The organism is Kitasatospora sp. NPDC093679 (genome assembly GCF_040683455.1).
GTDB lineage: Bacteria > Actinomycetota > Actinomycetes > Streptomycetales > Streptomycetaceae > Kitasatospora > Kitasatospora arboriphila.
This window is the reverse complement of sequence record NZ_JBFBDW010000006.1, coordinates 38,909-56,670: the sequence shown is the minus strand read 5'-3', so window position 1 is coordinate 56,670 and position 17,762 is coordinate 38,909. Positions and strand designations below refer to the sequence as shown.

Here is a 17,762-nt window from a genome sequence, read left to right as displayed (position 1 = left end):
CTGGTCTCGGGGCTGGTCGTGGTGTGCCGCGGGGGTCAGTGCTTGACGTCGCGGAGCATGAAGCCGCGCTGCCCGGGGCGGCGGTTCGGCACCATGCCGAGCTGCGCCAGGGTCTCCTCGGTGTCCGCGTAGTACTCGCCGAGGTGGTAGATCTCCTTCGCCTCGGCGCCGGTCGCGACGTCGCGGCCGAGGGCGTCGGCGATCGTGACCATCTGCTCGACCTGCTGCACCGAGGTCATCCGCTCGCCCTTGCGGCCCCACAGGTTGTCCTCGTTGCCGACGCGCACGTGGCAGCCGAGGGCGATGCCGATGGCGTTCATCGGGGCGACGGCGCGCATCGAGCTCTCGATGGTGAGCACCGCGCCGTCCGGCGTGCGGCGGACGAACTCGATCAGGTCGGCGGGGTGCCGGCCGGCGAAACCGCCGCCGATGGCCACGTAGTTGAGCACCAGCGGCCCGGTGTACACGCCGGAGCGGATCAGCCGCTCGACGGTCTCCAGCTGGGCGATGGTGGCCAGCTGGAAGTGCGGCTGGATGCCCTTGTCCCGCAGCCGCGCCAGGTGCTCCAGGTAGAACTCCGGCCCGGCCTCCAGGTACATGTCGCGGTACGCGCGGTAGTACTCGGGCTTGGCGATCGAGGTGCCCTCCAGGTCGTCCGCCGTCATGATCTCGACGATGTTCATCTGGCTGGTGTTGATCGCGATGGTGACCTGGTCCGGCTTGGGGTCCAGCTCCGCGAGCATGTGCCGGGTGTCGTAGGACAGCCACTCGGCGTCCGCGCCCTCGCCCTCGGGGGCGAAGGAGATCGAGCCGCCGATCTGCAGCACCATGTCGGGCACCGCCTGGCGCAGCCGGCCGACCAGCTCGTTGAACATCGACAGCCGCTTGGAGCCCTTGCCGTCCAGCTCGCGGACGTGGATGTGCAGGACGGTGGCGCCCGCGTTGTAGCAGTCGACGGCCGCCTGCACGTGCTCGTCCATGGTGAGCGGCAGGTCGGGGGCGTCGCCGGGCAGCCACTCGGGCCCGTAGGGCGCGGCCTGGATGACCAGCTTCTGCTGGTTCTCGGGCAGCAGGGAGTCGTCGAGGAAGTGCACGGTCCGTCTCCTTCGTCGGATGGGGTGGGCGCCGGTGCGGCGAGGGACGCCGCGGTACGGGGCGCCGTGGCGCGAGCCGCTTCGGTGCTGGGCGCTGCGGTGCTGAGCGCTGCGGGGCGGGGCGGTGCGGGTCCGGCCCGGCGGACGGGGCCCGGACGGCGTGGTGCTCCCGGCCGGCGGGGCGGAGGCTGAGGGTGGGCCGCCGCCCGGCCCGTCGTTGCGGGGCCGGCGGTCTCTCGCGGTGCAGCAAAGGTAGGGCGCGCCGGGCGGCCGTGCTTGACCGTGGGTGACAGCGGACTTTCCATTTGGGGACACCGTCCCCGGGCGCCGACGCGGTCAGTGCTCCGCGGTCTGCCCCCGGCGCTCGCGCCACTCCCGGGCGGTGCAGCCGAACCGCTCGCGGAACCAGCGGGAGAACGCGCTGGGCGCCGAGAACCCCAGCAGGTCGGCGATCTCGGTGAGCGACCGCCGGCCGTTGGCCACGAACTGCTCGGCGAGCTGCACCCGCGTCGCGTTGAGCAGCGAGGAGAAGGTCTCGCCCGACTGCGCGAGATGGCGGTGCACCGTGCGCCGGTCCACGCCCAGGCTGCGGGCGACCTGCTCGATCGAGCAGCGCCCGGTCGGCAGCAGCACCTCGATCAGCTCGCGCACCCGGTCCGGCACGGTGGTGTCCCGGGGGACGGCGATCGCCTCGAAGTACTGCCGGGCGTACGTCCGCAGCTGCGGGTCGGACATCGCGTTGGGCGAGTCGAGGTCGCCCGCGTAGAAGACGATGCCGTCGAACTCCCGGCCGAACTCCACCGTCGAACCGAAGACCCGCCGGTGGGTGCCGGTGTCCGCCGGGGCGGGATGGGTGAAGCAGACGGACAGCGGACGCCAGTGGGCGCCGAGGAAGCCCAGCAGGACGCGGTGGAAGGCCCCCACGGCCAGTTCGGTCGCCTGGCGGTGCTCCATCGGTTCGCCGAGGTCCAGCCCGACCTTGATCGTCGCCAGGCCGTCGCGTTCGGAGAGCCGGGTGTGCAGCACCTCGTTGTACATGTGCTCGTGCCGGAGCATGAGCCCGAGCGCGCTGCGCACGTCCGGCTCCTCGCGCAGGACGAGGCTGATCGGGCCGAGGCTGGAGAACCGCCGGAACTCGGACATCCGCAGGCCGAAGTCCTCGTGCCGGGCGGCGGCGGCCGAGAGCTCCAGCAGGTGGACCACGGCCGCGCCGGAGATCCACCGGTCCTGCACCGCGAGGCCGGCGGCGTCCAGACCGACCCGCTTCATCAGCGGCTGCGGGTCGAGGCCGAGCGACCGGCTCAGCTCGACGTATCCGCTCAGCGCGGCGGTGCGGACCAGTGGCCTCACGGGATCAACTCCCTCGGAGAATGTCCCCAAGTGGTAAGCCAACTGTCACGTGAAGTCAAGCAGTGCGATCGGCGGACTCCTAGCGTTGCACCACCGCCGAGCAGGTCGGCAGTCCGGCCCCCGGCGGCGGACGGCCGCCCGGCGGGGGAAGGAGCCCACGGAATGCTGCAGGAGCACCTCACCGGACCGGCCGCCTGGCACGGCCCCGACCTGGCGGGCCGCGACGCGTGGACCGTCCGGCTGTCGCCGGCGCACCTCGCCGAGCTGGACGCCGCACTGCACACCGCACGCAGTCGCGGAACCACCCTGCTGAGGTCGACCGCGGCGGACTTCCCGCTGCCGACCCTCACCGCCGAACTGGACCGCATCGCCGATGAGTTGGAGAACGGCCGGGGCTTCGTCCTGGTGAAGGGCCTGCCGGTCGACCGGTACGGCGCGGGCGCGGCGGCCAACGTCCTCTGGGGGATCGGCCGGCACCTCGGCACCCCGGTCTCCCAGAACGCCGCCGGCCACCTGCTCGGCCACGTCCGCGACACCGGCCGGACGCCGGCCGATCCCGCGACCCGCGGCTACCAGACCCGCAACGCCCTCGGGTTCCACACCGACGGCTCCGACGTCCTCGCCCTGCTCTGCCTGCGCCCGGCCGCCGCGGGCGGACGGATCGGCCTGGCCAGCTCCGCCGCCGTCCACAACGCCGTCCTGGCGCACCGCCCCGACCTGGCACGCCGCCTCTACCGCCGGTACGCCGTGGACCGCAGGGAGGAGCACGGCCCGGGCGAGCGCCCCTACGACACCGTGCCCCTCGCCTGCTGGCACGCCGGCCGGCTCAGCCTGCGCTACCACCGGTGCCACCTGGAGTCCGCGCAGCGGTTCCCCGACGCGCCGCGGCTGGAGCCGGCCGACACCGAACTGTTCGACCTGATCGACGGGGCGGCCTCCTCCCCGGCGGCCCGCCTCGACCTCGACCTGGAGGCCGGCGACCTGCTGCTGGTCAACAACCTCGCCGTCCTGCACTCCCGTTCCGCCTACCGGGACGGTCCCGGACACCGCCGCCACCTGCTGCGGCTCTGGCTCGCCCTGCGCCAGGGCCGGCCGCTGCCGCCCGCCCTGTGGGCGGACCCGCACCGGGCCGACACCGCCCCCGGCCGCGGCGGCGTCCCGCCCCGCGACGTGATCACCCCGCAGCACCGGGCGGACCGCACGGTCCGCCTCCCGTACCGGAGCCACCACCGGCTCGCCCCGAAGGAGACCACGCCATGACCAACCTCGCCTCGCTCCTGGTGACCTCGGCCCGGGAGCACGGGGAACGGACCGCCGTCCGGCAGGACGGGACCGTCCTGAGCTACGCCCGGCTGGAGGACGCCAGCGCCCGGCTGGCCGCCCTGCTGCACGCCGACGGCGTCCGGCCCGGCGACCGGGTGGCCCTGGTCCTGCCCAACGTCGCGCTCTTCCCCGTCGCCTACTACGCCGTGCTGCGCGCCGGCGCCGTCGTGGTGCCGATGAACCCGCTGCTGAAGGCCCGTGAGATGGCCTTCGTCCTGCGGGACTCCGGGGCCCGCACCGTCCTGACCGCCCCGCCCTTCGCCTACGAGGTCGCCGAGGCCGCCGCGGACGCCGGGGTCGGCAGCCTGGTCGTCGAGGCCACCGCCTTCGACACCCTGCTCGGCAGCATCCCGCCGCTGCACGGGGTCGCCGAGCGGGCCGCCGAGGACACCGCGGTGATCCTCTACACCTCGGGTACCACGGGTACGCCGAAGGGCGCCGAGCTCACCCACCGCAACCTGCTCAGCAACGCCGTGACCTGCGTCGAGACGCTCTTCGAACTCGGTCCGGAGGACGTCCTGTTCGGCGGCCTCCCGCTGTTCCACGCCTTCGGGCAGACCTGCGCGATGAACGCCGCCGTCGCGGCCGGCGCCGCCCTCACCCTGCTGCCGCGCTTCGACCCCCGGCAGGCCCTGGAGATCCTCCGGCGGGACGGCGCCACCGTCTTCCTCGGCGTTCCCACCATGTACACCGCGCTGCTCAACACCGTCGCCCCGGACGGCCGGGACCTCCCGCAGGTGCGGCTGGCCGTGTCGGGCGGCGCCGCGCTGCCCGTCGAGGTGCTGCACACCTTCGAGCGCTCGTTCGGCACCGTCGTGCTGGAGGGGTACGGACTCTCCGAGACCGCCCCGGTGGCCTCGTTCAACCACCCCGGCCGGCCCCGCCGGGCCGGCTCGATCGGTCTCCCGGTCCGCGGCGTGGAACTCAGGCTCGTGGCCGCCGACCGCAGCCCGGCCGGGCCCGGCGAGGTCGGCGAGATCGCGATCCGCGGCGAGAACGTGATGAAGGGGTACTGGAACCGGCCGGAGGCGACCGAGGAGGCCTTCCAGGACGGCTGGTTCCACAGCGGCGACCTGGCCCGGGTCGACGAGGACGGCTACTACTACATCGTCGACCGCAAGAAGGACCTGATCATCCGCGGCGGGTACAACGTCTACCCGAGGGAGGTCGAGGAGGTGCTGTACGAGCACCCGGCGGTGGCCGAGGCGGCGGTCGTCGGTGTCCCGCACGAGCACCACGGGGAGGAGATCGCCGCCGTGATCGTCCTCCGGGAGGGTGCGCACGCCACCGCCGACCTGATCCGCGAGCACGTCAAGCGCCGGGTCGCCGCCTACAAGTACCCCCGGATCGTCACCTTCGTCGAGCAGCTCCCCAAGGGCGCCACCGGCAAGATCCTCAAGCGCGAGATCGTGGTCGAGCAGCCCGCGGCGACCTGACCCGGCTCCGCTCCGCCGCGGGCCGCAGCGGCAGGTCGACCGCACAACGGCCTTCCGGGCTGGTCGCGTTGAAGGATGCGTCGGTTCGGGTCGACCTGCCCGCGGTGGCCGAGGAGTACTCATCGGCTTTCCCGTAAACGGAACTTGCGGGCATTACCCCTGCTCGGCCGGACCGCAGCCCGCGCTATTGGTCCAGACCTATTGACCGCGCCTCGTCGCCCCTCCTACGATCCGGACCGGCACAGCCCCCACATGTCCCCACCTCACCCGCAGCCGGGCGTCACACCCCCACGTACTAGTCATGCCCATGACTGACGTCCGGCGGGAAGGGAGCACTGCATGTTCCGTCGAAGGTCGCGGCCCCCGCGTCCCCCGGGCGACGTCCGCCCCTGTCCGGAGCCCGGCTTCGAACGCGCCCCGCAGGTGCACCGCGCCCGCCACGCCGCGCACGGTTCGACCGTCCTGAGGCGCGCCGTCGCCGGGGTGAGCGCCGCCGCCGTCATCGGCGGCGGCATCGCGGTGGCCGGCTCCGTCACGGCCGGGGCCGCCACCACCAACCTGCTCGCCAACCCCGGATTCGAGAGCGGGCTCTCCGGCTGGACCTGCTCCGGCGGCTCCGGCACGGCCGTCGGCAGCCCGGTCCACGCCGGCACCTCCGCGCTCAAGGCCACGCCGACCGGCCAGGACACCGCCCAGTGTGCGCAGACCGTCAGCGTGCAGCCCAACTCCCAGTACACGCTGAGCGCCTACGTCCAGGGCAGCTACGTCTACCTCGGCGCCACCGGCACCGGCCTCACCACCGCCCCCTCCACCTGGACGCCGAACAACGCGTCGTACGGCCAGCTGAGCGTCAGCTTCACCACCGGGGCGACCACCACCTCGGTGACCGTCTACGTGCACGGCTGGTACGGGCAGCCCGCGTACTACGCGGACGACGTGTCGCTCACCGGCCCCGGCGGCAGCAGCCCCTCGCCGAGCTCCAGCGCCAGCCCGTCGACCAGCGCCTCGCCGAGCACCAGCACCTCTCCCTCCACCAGCACCAGCCCGTCCGGCAGCCCGACCATCAGCGCCTCGCCCAGCGGCAGTTCGACGGGCGACACCTGCCCCACGAAGCCGAAGCCGTCCGGCAAGGTCCTGCAGGGCTACTGGGAGAACTGGGACGGCGCCTCCAACGGCGTCCACCCCGGCATGGGCTGGGTGCCGATCACGGACGGCCGGATCGCCGCGCACGGCTACAACGTCGTCAACGCCGCCTTCCCGGTGATCCTCTCGGACGGCACCGTCCTGTGGCAGGACGGCATGGACGCGGGCGTCAAGGTCTCGACCCCCGCCGAGATGTGCCAGGCCAAGGCGGCCGGGGCGACGATCCTGATGTCCATCGGCGGTGCCGCCGCGGGCATCGACCTGAGCTCCAGCGCCGTCGCCGACAGGTTCGTCGCGACCGTCGTCCCGATCCTCAAGAAGTACAACTTCGACGGGATCGACATCGACATCGAGACCGGCCTCTCCGGCAGCGGCAGCATCACCACCCTCTCCGCCTCCCAGGCCAACCTGGTGCGCATCATCGACGGCGTGCTGGCCCAGATGCCCCCGGGCTTCGGCCTGACCATGGCGCCCGAGACCGCGTACGTCACCGGCGGAAGCGTCACCTACGGCTCGATCTGGGGCGCCTACCTGCCGATCATCAAGAAGTACGTCGACAACGGCCGCCTCTGGTGGCTGAACATGCAGTACTACAACGGCAGCATGTACGGCTGCTCCGGCGACTCCTACCAGGCCGGCACCGTCCAGGGCTTCACCGCGCAGACCACCTGCCTGAACAACGGCCTGGTCATCCAGGGCACCACCGTGAAGGTGCCCTACGACAAGCAGGTGCCCGGCCTGCCGGCCCAGTCCGGTGCGGGCGGCGGCTACATGGCGCCGAGCCTGGTCGGCCAGTCGTGGAACGCCTTCGGCGGCTCGCTGAAGGGACTCATGACCTGGTCGATCAACTGGGACGGCTCGAAGGGCTGGACCTTCGGCGACAACGCCAAGGCCCTCCAGGGCCGCTGACCTCCCACTGGCGTCCCGTCGACGTCCCGCTGAACCCCGCGCCCCCGGTGCACGGCCCCGAGCCGCAGTCGGTCACCGACCGACCTGCCCTCCGGTCCGGGCCCGGGGCGCGGGCCGTCGGGCGTCGCCGCGATCCCGGCCGGTGGACCGGGGGCGATGAGCCGCCGTGCGCAGGCAGGTGGCCGGTCCCCCTGCTCCGCATACGTTCTGACACTATGGTCGCCGCCAATCGACGACGCCCCACGGGGCCTCAGAAGGAGTTCTCGGCTTGAGACGAAGACTGGGCATACGATCCGCCGCGGCCGGCATGGCAGCGGCCGCACTGGGGTTGGGGGGAGTGCTCGTCCCCGCCCCGCCCGCCGCCGCCGATTCCGTCATCCAGGAGGCGCCGCGGCTCTCCCTGGCGTACACCGATGCGCAGGCGCCCCTGACGGCCCATCCGGTGTCCTCCGGCGAGGACATCCCGCTCGGAGCCTGGCTCGACGAGGCGGGCACCGCGCACACGTCGCGTGTCTACGCGACCTTCGACCTGGCCGGGTTCGCCGCCACACACGTGCTCAAGGCCAACCTCACCTTCGGCGAGTCCCAGGCGCAGGCCTGCGCGCAGCGCGCCATCGAGGTCTGGCAGACGGTGCCGAAGACCGACGACATCACCTGGCGCAACGCCCCGACCGAGAAGCAACTGCTCGGCACCGTCGGTGGCAGCCAGGCCTGTCCGGCCCAGTACCTGCAGTTCGACCTCACGAGCGCCGCCGCGGCCGCCGTGGCGGCGAACCGCCCGACGCTGTCGATCGAACTGCGCCTGCCCGCGGCCGACGAGGCGAACACCGCCCTGGGTCGCCGGCTCAGCGGCTCGCGCGGGATCCGGTTGTACCCCACGTACAACACGCCGCCCGGCGCGCCCACCGACCTCTTCACCCAGTACCAGCCCTGCGCCACCGAGGAGCCGTACCCGTACGTCAGGACCCTGACCCCGGTGCTGGGGGCCATGCTGCACGACGCGGACGCCGGCGACCGCACGCTGACGGGTCGCTTCGCCGTCTGGCCGGTGGGGCACAAGGAACAGCGCACGGAGTTCACCCAGGACTCGATGGGCAGCGGCTACGAGGGGGAGGGGCACGTGCCGGCCGGTCTCCTCGCCGACGGCGGGACGTACGCCTGGCAGGTCCAGGGCGACGACCGCGCCGACACCTCCGCGTGGTCGCGGCCCTGCTACTTCCACGTCGACGCCACTGCGCCGTCCGCCGCTCCGGTGGTGACGTCGGCGAACTACCCCGCCGAGCAGTGGACACCCGGCGGTGAGCCGGTGCAGTTCACCTTCGCCGCGGCGGGCGTGCCAGACGTGGCGGCCTATCAGTACGCCTGGGGCGACCTCGGTGTCCCCGGGGTGGTGAACACCGGTGACCACGGGGTGCCGCAGTGGCGCGACCCCTTCAGCGGTCCCGGCTACGTCCGTGCCGACACCCTCGGCGGGTCGGCCTCGGTGAGCCTGTTCCCGCCGGACTCCGGTCCGCGGACGCTGTCGGTCCGCACCTTCGACCGAGCGTACAACGTGTCGGCGGTCACGACCTACCGGGTCCTCGTCGGTGACACCTCGCCCGTCGTGACGCCCGACCCGCCCAAGGTGCGCCCCGGGGTGCCGGTGACCCTCCACATGGCGCCGAACGCGAACGTTCGGCCGGTGGACAGCTACACGGTGAAGGTGGGCTACGCCGAAGCGCAGACCGTGACCGCCGCCGCGGACGGCACCGCGTCGATCACGCTCCCGCCGGTGACCGGGCCGACCCAGATCGAGGTGCGCAGCCACAGCACGAACGGCTGGGTGAGCTCCCCCTACCGCTGGTTCGCCTTCGTGGACACCTCGCCGACGGTCACCTCGGACGTCTACCCGGAGGACACCGGCACGCCCGTCAACGCCGGCGGCGTCGGCGTCACCGGTACCTTCACCTTCGCCCCGACGATGCCGGACGTGGCCTCCTACACCTACTCCTTCGACTGGGGGCCGGAGACGACCGTCGCCCCCGGGGCCGACGGCACGGCCCAGGTGTCGTGGGCGCCCGACACGAGTGGGCAGCACCTCGTCTACGTCTATCAGACGGACGCCGACGGGACGGTGTACGACGCCTACTACTACGCCTTCGACGTGAACTAGCGGTCGATCGGCGGCGACCCGGCATCCGGGCCGCCGCCGGTGCCGTCGGACGGTGCGGAGCGGAAGCCGGCGCCCGCGACGACATGGGTGATGTCGGACACAGATCGAATGGTGGGCTCAATGGTTGACCATATGAACCATTGAGTCTACGGTCGAGTCGGCGCACGAGGTCCGCATCCGTGGAAGCCCGCGATCCACCGGGAGCGCCGTTCCCTCCAGAGAGGCGCAACTGGTATGACGACGTCCGGCCTCCGGCTCCCCGGGACCGCCCCGATCGACCACCGTGCGGCCGTCGCCGCGGAGACCGCCCGCTTCGCGGCGGCCCTCGACGGCGCCGACTTCGCGACCCCGGTGCCGAGTTGCCCCGGCTGGACGCTGGCCGACCTGGTCCGGCACGCGGGCAGCGTGCACCGCTGGTTCTCGGTGCTGCTGCACGGGCGCATCCAGGAGCCGCCGCGCAGCCGCGACGTCGACCTGCAGCTGCCCGCCGGCGACGACGGGTGGGCCGACTGGCTGGCCGGGAGCGCGGCGGTCGCGGCGGACGCCTTCCGGGCCACCGACCCGGACGCCCCCATGTGGGCCTGGGGCGCCGACCGGCACGCCCGGTTCTGGGCGCGCCGGATGCTGTTCGAGACCCTGGTGCACCGGGTCGACGCGGAGCTGGCCCTCGGGGTGCGGCCGGAGGTCGACCGCACGCTCGCCGCCGACGGCGTGGACGAGTTCCTGACCAACCTCCCGTTCGCGGGCCTGTTCGCCCCCGGGGTGGCCGAGCTCCGCGCGGACGACCGCACGATCCGCTTCCGCGCGACCGACGGGGACGAGAGCTGGCTGGTCCGCCTGCGGCCGGACGGCTTCGGCCTCGACCCCGCCGACGACGGATCGGCCCCCGCCGACGCGACCGTCCGGGGAGCCGCCGCCGACCTGCTGCTGCTCGTGTACGGACGGCCCTCCCTCGGTGCGGACGCCGTCGCCCGGGAGGGGGATGCGGAGCTGCTGGCGCACTGGTTCGCCCACTCCGCTTTCTGAGTCCGCGGGGATGGCGTGAATTCGACGCGCGCGTGGCGCGGTTTCGAGGTACACGGGTCCGGGAAAATCGGGAGGTACTGAGCATTCCGGGTGGCTGAGGGAGCGTCTCATGACCCACCGTGACTCCGGATTCGACCCGCAGGCCCAGGACCCGCAGACCGTTCAGCGCCTCCGCTTCGGCGTCGGCGTCATCGGGTTCCTCCTGCCGATCGTCCTCCTCGTCGGAAACATCATCACGTCGGCGCGGCTCACACTGCTCGCCTCCATGAGCGCGTCGTACTACACGCACATGCGCAACGTCTTCGTCGGCAGTCTGTGCGCCATCGGCGTCTTCCTGATCTGCTACCGCCACGACCGACGCGAGGACCGGCTGAGCTCACTGGCCGGGGTGTTCGCGATCCTGGTGGCGATGTTCCCCACCCTGCCGCCGACGTCCGTCACCCCGCACCCCACCCAGGTGCAGACGACGGTCGGCATCCTCCACCTCTGCTTCGCCGCAGGGCTGTTCGGCCTGCTCGCGTTCTTCTGCCTGCGGCTGTTCGGCGACAGCCGGGGCCGGCCGGGACACCGCATCCACAACGCGGTCTACCTGGTGTGCGGTTGGGTCGTCGTCGGCTGCACCGTCATGATCGCCGCGGCCGGCGTGCTGCACTTCGCGTGGGACCTCCCGCTGACCCTGACCTACGTCGGCGAGGCGGTGTCGGTGTTCGCGTTCGGTGTCGCGTGGCTCGTCAAGAGCGCGGCGATCGGCGCGATCGCGTCCACGGCCTCACCCGGTCCGGCTCCGGCCTGATTCCGGACATCCCCGGGCGCGGACCGCGCCCCCGTCGCCCCGCGCTCCCCGGGACCGTTCCCGGGGAGCGCGGGGCCGCGTTCAGAGCAGCCCCGCACGGAGGCCGTCCCGCCACTCCGTGGCGAGCACCGCGTAGACGAGGGTGTCGCGCCAGGTGCCGTCCGAGCGCCGCGCGTGGCGGCGCAGCGGCCCCTCCCGGACGGCGCCGAGGCCGGACAGCGTGAGCTGGGTGCGCACGTCGAGGTGGTCGACCTGCCACTGGACACGGCCGAAGCCCAGGTCGTCGAAGGCGTGGCGGAGCAGGAGGAAGTGGGCCTCGGCGGTCATCGGGGTCTCCCAGGTGTTCCGCGCGGCCCAGTGCCAGCCGATGTCCAAACGCTCGTCGACGATCGCGATGTCGGTGTACGCGATCCAGCCGGCGGCCCGGGTGGAGCCCGCCGGGACGATCGCGAACATCACCGCGTTCCCCGCCGACTGCTGGGCGAGCCGCTGTTCGACCAGCATGTGCATCTCGCCGAGCGTGTAGGGAGTGACCACCGGCAGCCACTGCCAGAGGCCGTCGTCGCGGCTGCCCGCGAGGTGCAGGTCGGGTACGTGCGCCGTGGTCAGCGGCTCCAGCCGGACGTACCGGCCGTGCAGGACGACGGGCGCGAGGGGCCGTGGTGCCATGCCGAGCAGGCTAACCCCGCCCCGCGATTCCTGACAGGGGTATGCCGGAGCCCGGCCTGCACCTGGCGGCCCGCACCCGGCAGGACCGGGTGGCCCGCACCCCGCAGGCCCGGGCGGCGTCCGGCCGTCGGTCCCGCCCGGGGGCGGGCCGTGCCACCCCCCCCGGTCGGCGGGTGACGGCGTCCGCCGATCGCCCGATGCACCCCCCGGGCCGGCCCGGCAGAGTGGACGGCATGTCAGAAACCGCCGGGCCGGCGACCGCCGCGGAGCGCCGCGACCAGCGGCCGGGGCCGCGTCCCGCCCGCCTGGCCGGACTCGACCTGGCCCGGGGCCTCGCCGTGTTCGGGATGTTCGCCGCGCACCTCGGGCCCGACCCGGAGACGGGAGGTCCGGTCGGTGCCGCCATGGGCCTCGCCCATGGGCGGGCCTCCGCGCTGTTCGCCGTGCTGGCCGGCTGCTCGCTGGTCCTGCTCGCCGGCCGCCGCCCGGGGACGGGCCGGGACGCCCGGCGGTCGGCCGCCCGGATCGCCGTCCGAGCCGTCCTGCTGATCGCCCTCGGCACCGCCCTGGACGCCCTCGACCCGCCGATCAGCCTCATCCTCACCGCGTACGGCGCCTACTTCCTGCTGGCCCTGCCGCTGCTCCGGCTGCCCGCCGGCGTCCTCGCCGGCCTCGCCGCCGCCTGGGCCCTGCTCGCCCCCCAGCTGTCGTACGCGCTGCGGACGGCCGGGGCGGCCGACCTCCTGCCGCAGCGCCTCGCCGAGCCGTTGCTCACCGGCGCCTACCCGGCCGCCACCTGGATGCCGTTCGTGCTCGCCGGGATGGCCCTGGCCCGCCTCGACCCCTCCGGGCCGGCCGTCCGGCGCCGGGCCGCGGCCGTCGGTGCGGGACTGCTGGCCCTCGGGTACGGGGGCTCCTGGCTCGCGGTGCGGCTGCTGGGTGCGGCGGTGCCGCAGGAGGGGGCCGGCGCCGTCGACCCCGGGGACGCGGCCGGGCTGCTGGGTGCGGCGCCGCACACCGGGACGAGCTTCGAGGTGCTGGGCGCCCTGGGGTTCGCCCTGCTGCTGGTCGCCGGCTGCCTGGAGCTCACCGCACGGCCCGCCGGGAGGAGCGGCCCGGCGGCGACCGGCACGGGCGCGGCCGTGGTGGCGGCGGTGGCCGCGGTGGGACGGCTGTCGCTGACGGCGTACGTGGCGCACGTCCTGGTGGTCGTGCTGCTCGGGATCCGGCTGGATCCGGGGCCGCCGCTGCCGCTGTTCACCGCGTTCGTCGCCGGGACGCTGGTGGCGGCCGGGCTGTGGACGGCACGCTTCGCCCGCGGTCCGCTGGAGGCGCTGATGCACCGGGCGACCGGGGTGGCCCGGCTGGTGCCGTAGCACCGGTGGGCCGGTGGGCCGGTGCCGGCCGGCCGTGCGGTCAGCCGAGCACCGACTCCGGCACCCGGACCGCCTCGACGCCGTGTTCGTCGTGGCGGCCCGCCCACTCCTGGAGTGCGGTGCGGCAGGAGTGGTCGAGGTGGCGCAGCGCGCTCAGGTCGAGTTCGATCGCCCGGTCCCGGGGCAGCGCCTCCAGGGTGTCGAGGACCCGCGGCAGCCGCAGGAGGGTCGTATGACCGGCCACCGCCACCCGGATCGGCCCGCCCCGGTGTCCGTCACGTCCAGGTGGACGGCGGCGGTGGCCGGGCCGCGGAGGATCCGGGGACGTCCCGGATCTGTCCGGAGGAAACCCGTCCGGCCGCCCATCGGTGCCCACGGCGGGAATGGGCGTTCCTGGCAAGGATGGCGACTGATAGTCAATTCTCCGATCCGGCCAGGGGTTTCGGGATCCGGCCTGTGATCGCCCCGGCGCGTGCCCGGGTGGCGCCGCCCGTCCCGACCGCCCGCAGGTGCGGCGGGTGGTCCTCCCCGGTCGGCTACTGACCGGTAAGTCCGGTCCGTGTTGAATTTTCATGATCATCGCCGGTACATTCCCGGACAATCGGAGTGACCGCCGACCGGTGCGGTCCCTGTGCGAGGTAGGTGCATCCTGACCCGTTCATCCTCCCGGCAGACCTCCCCGGCACCGTCGGCCGAACTCCTCCACGCGCTGCGCACGGGGCCCTTCGACCTCGCGCTGCGCACGGCCATCCGCGAGAGCGGACTCGGCCTCGAAGGGATCCAGCGCCGACTGGCCGGCCGCGGACTGCAGGTCAGCGTCTCCAGCCTGAGCTACTGGCAGCGCGGCCGCAGCCGGCCCGAACGCGCCGAATCGCTCACCGTCGTCCGGGCGTTGGAGGAGGTGCTGGCACTGCGACCGGACTCCCTGATCGTGTTGCTCGGACCGCGGCGCCCCCGCGGCCGCTGGATCAACCACATACCCGGATCGATCGACTACGCCAGCACCTTCGGCGACCCCGAGGTCGGCGGTGTCCTCGCCGACTTCGACCCGCGGAACAACGCCCGCCTGGAGAACCTCCACACCCGGATCGACGTCCACATCGGAGAACAGCGCGAGGAGCAGCGCGTCGACGTGCTGCAGATCCTCCGCGCCCTGGACGACGGCGCCGACCGGCTGGTCCTGCTCACCCGCGCCGACTCCTCCACCGACGGCGCGCCCGGCGTCACCGACCTGGTGGGATGCCGGCTCGGCCGGCGGCGCACGGCGGCCGGCAAGGAGGGCTTCGCCGCCGCCGAGCTCCTCTTCGACCTGCCGCTGCGCCGCGGCCAGGCCACGGTGATCGAGTACAGCTACGCGTACCCGTCGTCCGAGGTGGAGACGCAGTACGAGCGGATGGTGCGCTTCCCCAGCAAGAACCTGGTGCTGCGGGCGCGATTCCACCGGCGGATGCTGCCGGCGGGCTGCGAGCTCGCCTGGCGGCCCAGCCACGACGCCCCGCTGCAGACCCTGGAGGAGGTGCGGATCTCGTCGACGGGCCAGGCCTGCGGGGTCGTTCCCGAGGCCGGCCCCGGCGTCTACGGGCTGTACTGGGAGTGGGGAGACGAGCCGCAGGCCGGCTCCGCCCCCGTGAACGGCCCGGCCTCCTGACGCGGCACTGGAACCGTCGGCCGTTCCGCCGTTCCGTCAGCACCGGAGGAAGTTGACGGCGAGGCCGCCGCGCGCGGTCTCCTTGTACTTGCTGCTCATGTCGGCCCCGGTGTCGCGCAGGGTGCGGACGGCGGTGTCGAGCGGGACGAGGTGCCGCCCGTCGCCGTTCAGGGCGAGCCGGGCCGCGGCGACGGCCTTGAGCGCACCGACGGCGTTGCGTTCGATGCAGGGGATCTGGACGAGGCCGGCGACCGGGTCGCAGGTCAGGCCGAGGTGGTGCTCCAGGGCGATCTCCGCGGCGTTCTCCACCTGTCCGGGGCTGCCGCCCAGGACTTCCGTCAGACCGGCGGCGGCCATGGCGGCGGCGGTGCCGACCTCCCCCTGACAGCCGACCTCGGCGCCGGAGATGGAGGCGTTGCGCTTGACGACGATGCCGACGGCGGCGGCCGTGAGGAGGAAGCGCACGGTGCCGTCCTCGTCGGCGCCGGGGACGAACCGGTGGTAGTGGTGCAGCACGGAGGGGAGGACACCCGCCGCGCCGTTGGTCGGCGCCGTGACGACCCGGCCCCCGGCGGCGTTCTCCTCGTTGACCGCCAGCGCCCAGAGCGCCACCCAGTCCATGGCCTGCAGCGGGTCGGCGGAGGCGCCGTGCTGCTGGAGCCGGCGGTGCAGTGCCGGGGCGCGGCGGGGGACGTCGAGTCCGCCGGGCAGGGTCCCCTCCGCACGGCAACCGCGGTCGACGCAGTCGCGCATGACGTCCCACAGGTGCAGCAGTCGGCTGCGGACCTCGCTCTCGGGCCGGCGGGCGGTCTCGTTCGCCAGCATCACGTCGCTGATCCGGCCGTCCCCGGCCAGGCGGAGGAGCTGCCCGGCGTCGGTGAAGGGGTGGGGGACGTCCTGCGGCGCGTCCTCGGCCTCGTGGAGCAGGAAGCCGCCCCCGACGGAGTAGAAGGTCCGGCTGCCCAGGACGGTGCCGTTCCGGCCGAACGCCGTGAAGGTCATGGCGTTCGGGTGGGCGGCCGGCCGGAACCGGTGGTGGAGGACCAGGGTGAAGTCGACGGCGGTCGGCGATCCCGGCAGCCGGACCCGGTGCTCGGCGCTGAGCCGGCGGAACCGCTCGTCGGCGGTGGTGACGTCGACCGATTCCGGCTGCTCGCCGGCGAGTCCCAGCAGCACGGCCTTGTCGGTGCCGTGGCCGACGCCGGTGGCGGCCAGTGAGCCGAACAGTTCGATCTCGATGGTCGCGACGTCGGCCAGCACGCCGTCCTCGCCGAGCGTCCGGACGAAGCGGTGCGCGGCACGCATCGGCGCCACCGTGTGGGAGCTGGACGGTCCGATGCCGATGCGGAACAGGTCGAACACGCTGATCACAGTGGACTCCAGGAACGGTCGGTCAGGGGCTGCCGGTCTACCGCCGACCGGTCCCGTGCGGTGGCGCGCGACCGCCACCGGCGCGAACGGGCGCGACCGGCCCCCTGCACCCCGCACCAGGCCTTTCAGGGGTGGTTCATGACGCTCCGTCATCGACGTGGACGATCGGAGTCGGTGCCGCCGCCCGAACCGGCCCCCGTCCGTGCCCGGTTGGCCAACACAGTTTTGGCGGCGCTCGCCGGGGCGTCGACCCGGCGGTGCCCCGGCCCCGCACGGGCACGGCCGTTCAAGGATTTGATCCGGTTTCGACAGAGCGGAGGACGCCGGCCGACGAGCGCTTGACGCACCCCGGTCGGTGGAGAACTGTCGAGTCCGGTTCGGACCGGCAGCCGGGCGCCGCCGCCGACGTACCGGGCCACCCCCATCCTCCCCTCACACAGGAGACAGGCATGCCCATCAGCACCCCCGGCCGCCATCGCCGCAGCCGGAAGAAGATCGCGCTCGCCGTCGCCGTGCCGACGGCCGCGGCCGCCGGCCTCGCCACCACCCTGACCGGCACCGGTGCGGCCTCTGCCGCGGCGACCGTGCCGAAGCCGGACCACGTCGTCGTGGTCGTGATGGAGAACCACGCGTACAACCAGATCATCGGCAGCAAGGACGCGCCCTACATCAACCAGCTCGCCAAGGGCGGCGCCGTGCTGAAGGCCTCGTACGGCATCACCCACCCCAGCCAGCCGAACTACTTCGCGCTGTTCTCCGGCGGCACCCAGGGCATCAGCGGCGACGGCTGCTACCAGGCCGGCTCCATGACCGCCGCGAACCTGGGCTCCGAGCTGATCGCGGCGAAGAAGACCTGGGGCAGCTACAACGAGGGGCTGCCCGGCGAGGGCTCCACCACCTGCAAGAGCGGCAAGTACGCGCAGAAGCACAACCCCTGGTTCGCCTTCAAGAACGTGCCCGCCAACACGGGCCACACCTTCGGGCAGTTCCCGTCCGACTTCTCGAAGCTGCCCACGGTCTCCTTCGTCGTCCCGAACCTCTGCTCCGACATGCACGACTGCTCGATCGGCACCGGCGACGGCTGGCTCAAGAAGAACCTCGACGCCTACGCCTCCTGGGCCAAGACCCACAACAGCCTGCTCGTCATCACCTACGACGAGGACAACAAGCACAGCGGCAACCAGATCCCCACCGTCCTCTACGGACAGCCCGTGAAGGCCGGCTCCCAGCCGACCACCAAGTACAACCACTACGACATGCTCCGCACCCTGGAGGACCTCGCCGGGGTCGGCAGCCACGCGGGCAAGGCCGCCGGTGCCTCCGACATCAGCGGCGTCTGGAACTGACGGCACACCGAGCGGACCACCGTCGCCCCGGCCGGCCCGGCCGGGGCGCCGGGGTTCCGGGCGACGGCGTTCCGCGGCACCGGGGTGCGCCCTCCTCGGCGTTCCGGGCGTTCGGGCCGTGTCATC

The 17,762-nt window shown here is 73.3% G+C and carries 14 protein-coding genes and 1 pseudogene; 10 read left to right on the top strand and 5 right to left on the bottom strand.

The features are described 5' to 3' along the window. Positions 1-35: 35 nt before the first annotated feature. Complete coding sequence (locus AB0O09_RS07490) at positions 36-1,094, bottom strand: 3-keto-5-aminohexanoate cleavage protein (RefSeq protein ID WP_363540618.1); 1,059 nt, start codon at positions 1,092-1,094, stop codon at positions 36-38. Positions 1,095-1,430: 336 nt separating this feature from the next. Then, positions 1,431-2,444 (bottom strand): AraC family transcriptional regulator ligand-binding domain-containing protein, encoded by a 1,014-nt coding sequence (locus tag AB0O09_RS07485; RefSeq protein WP_363540617.1) that lies wholly within the window; start codon positions 2,442-2,444, stop codon positions 1,431-1,433. Positions 2,445-2,606: 162 nt separating this feature from the next. Between AB0O09_RS07485 and AB0O09_RS07480 the strand changes: the two genes are divergently transcribed. From AB0O09_RS07480 to AB0O09_RS07450, 7 genes and pseudogenes are all read left to right on the top strand, one after another. Then, complete coding sequence (locus AB0O09_RS07480) at positions 2,607-3,704, top strand: TauD/TfdA family dioxygenase (protein ID WP_363540616.1); 1,098 nt, start codon at positions 2,607-2,609, stop codon at positions 3,702-3,704. After that, positions 3,701-5,203, top strand: a complete 1,503-nt coding sequence (locus AB0O09_RS07475) for a long-chain fatty acid--CoA ligase (protein ID WP_363540615.1) — start codon at positions 3,701-3,703, stop codon at positions 5,201-5,203. Before AB0O09_RS07480 ends, AB0O09_RS07475 begins: the two co-directional genes overlap by 4 nt. A 339-nt stretch (positions 5,204-5,542) precedes the next feature. Then, positions 5,543-6,097: pseudogene (locus tag AB0O09_RS07470) on the top strand (carbohydrate binding domain-containing protein); the annotation flags it as partial. A gap of 42 nt (positions 6,098-6,139) precedes the next feature. Next, positions 6,140-7,255, top strand: coding sequence for a chitinase (locus AB0O09_RS07465; RefSeq protein WP_363540749.1), 1,116 nt, complete (start codon positions 6,140-6,142; stop codon positions 7,253-7,255). 307 nt (positions 7,256-7,562) lie between these two features. Continuing rightward, positions 7,563-9,407, top strand: a complete 1,845-nt coding sequence (locus AB0O09_RS07460) for a hypothetical protein (protein WP_363540614.1) — start codon at positions 7,563-7,565, stop codon at positions 9,405-9,407. A 234-nt stretch (positions 9,408-9,641) separates the two neighbouring features. Beyond that, positions 9,642-10,433, top strand: coding sequence for a maleylpyruvate isomerase family mycothiol-dependent enzyme (locus AB0O09_RS07455; protein ID WP_363540613.1), 792 nt, complete (start codon positions 9,642-9,644; stop codon positions 10,431-10,433). Positions 10,434-10,542: 109 nt separating this feature from the next. Next, complete coding sequence (locus AB0O09_RS07450) at positions 10,543-11,226, top strand: DUF998 domain-containing protein (protein ID WP_363540612.1); 684 nt, start codon at positions 10,543-10,545, stop codon at positions 11,224-11,226. 81 nt (positions 11,227-11,307) lie between these two features. Here AB0O09_RS07450 and AB0O09_RS07445 read toward each other — a convergent pair whose 3' ends face one another. After that, positions 11,308-11,895, bottom strand: a complete 588-nt coding sequence (locus AB0O09_RS07445; protein WP_363540611.1) for a GNAT family protein — start codon at positions 11,893-11,895, stop codon at positions 11,308-11,310. A 233-nt stretch (positions 11,896-12,128) separates the two neighbouring features. Here AB0O09_RS07445 and AB0O09_RS07440 point away from each other — a divergent pair, with 233 nt between their 5' ends. Then, complete coding sequence (locus tag AB0O09_RS07440; protein WP_363540610.1) at positions 12,129-13,271, top strand: acyltransferase family protein; 1,143 nt, start codon at positions 12,129-12,131, stop codon at positions 13,269-13,271. Between the two features lie 40 nt (positions 13,272-13,311). Here the strand turns inward: AB0O09_RS07440 and AB0O09_RS07435 are convergent, their stop codons facing one another. Then, positions 13,312-13,515, bottom strand: a complete 204-nt coding sequence (locus AB0O09_RS07435) for a hypothetical protein (protein WP_363540609.1) — start codon at positions 13,513-13,515, stop codon at positions 13,312-13,314. A 387-nt stretch (positions 13,516-13,902) separates the two neighbouring features. Here AB0O09_RS07435 and AB0O09_RS07430 point away from each other — a divergent pair, with 387 nt between their 5' ends. Further along, positions 13,903-14,919 carry a hypothetical protein gene (locus tag AB0O09_RS07430; RefSeq protein WP_363540608.1) on the top strand — a complete coding sequence of 339 codons (1,017 nt, stop codon included), beginning with the start codon at positions 13,903-13,905 and terminating at the stop codon, positions 14,917-14,919. 36 nt (positions 14,920-14,955) lie between these two features. Here AB0O09_RS07430 and AB0O09_RS07425 read toward each other — a convergent pair whose 3' ends face one another. After that, a complete protein-coding gene (locus tag AB0O09_RS07425; RefSeq protein ID WP_363540607.1) occupies positions 14,956-16,290 on the bottom strand; it encodes an L-serine ammonia-lyase in 1,335 nt (444 codons plus the stop codon). A 449-nt stretch (positions 16,291-16,739) separates the two neighbouring features. Here AB0O09_RS07425 and AB0O09_RS07420 point away from each other — a divergent pair, with 449 nt between their 5' ends. Further along, positions 16,740-17,636 (top strand): alkaline phosphatase family protein, encoded by an 897-nt coding sequence (locus AB0O09_RS07420; protein WP_363540606.1) that lies wholly within the window; start codon positions 16,740-16,742, stop codon positions 17,634-17,636. The last annotated feature ends 126 nt before the right edge of the window (positions 17,637-17,762 follow it).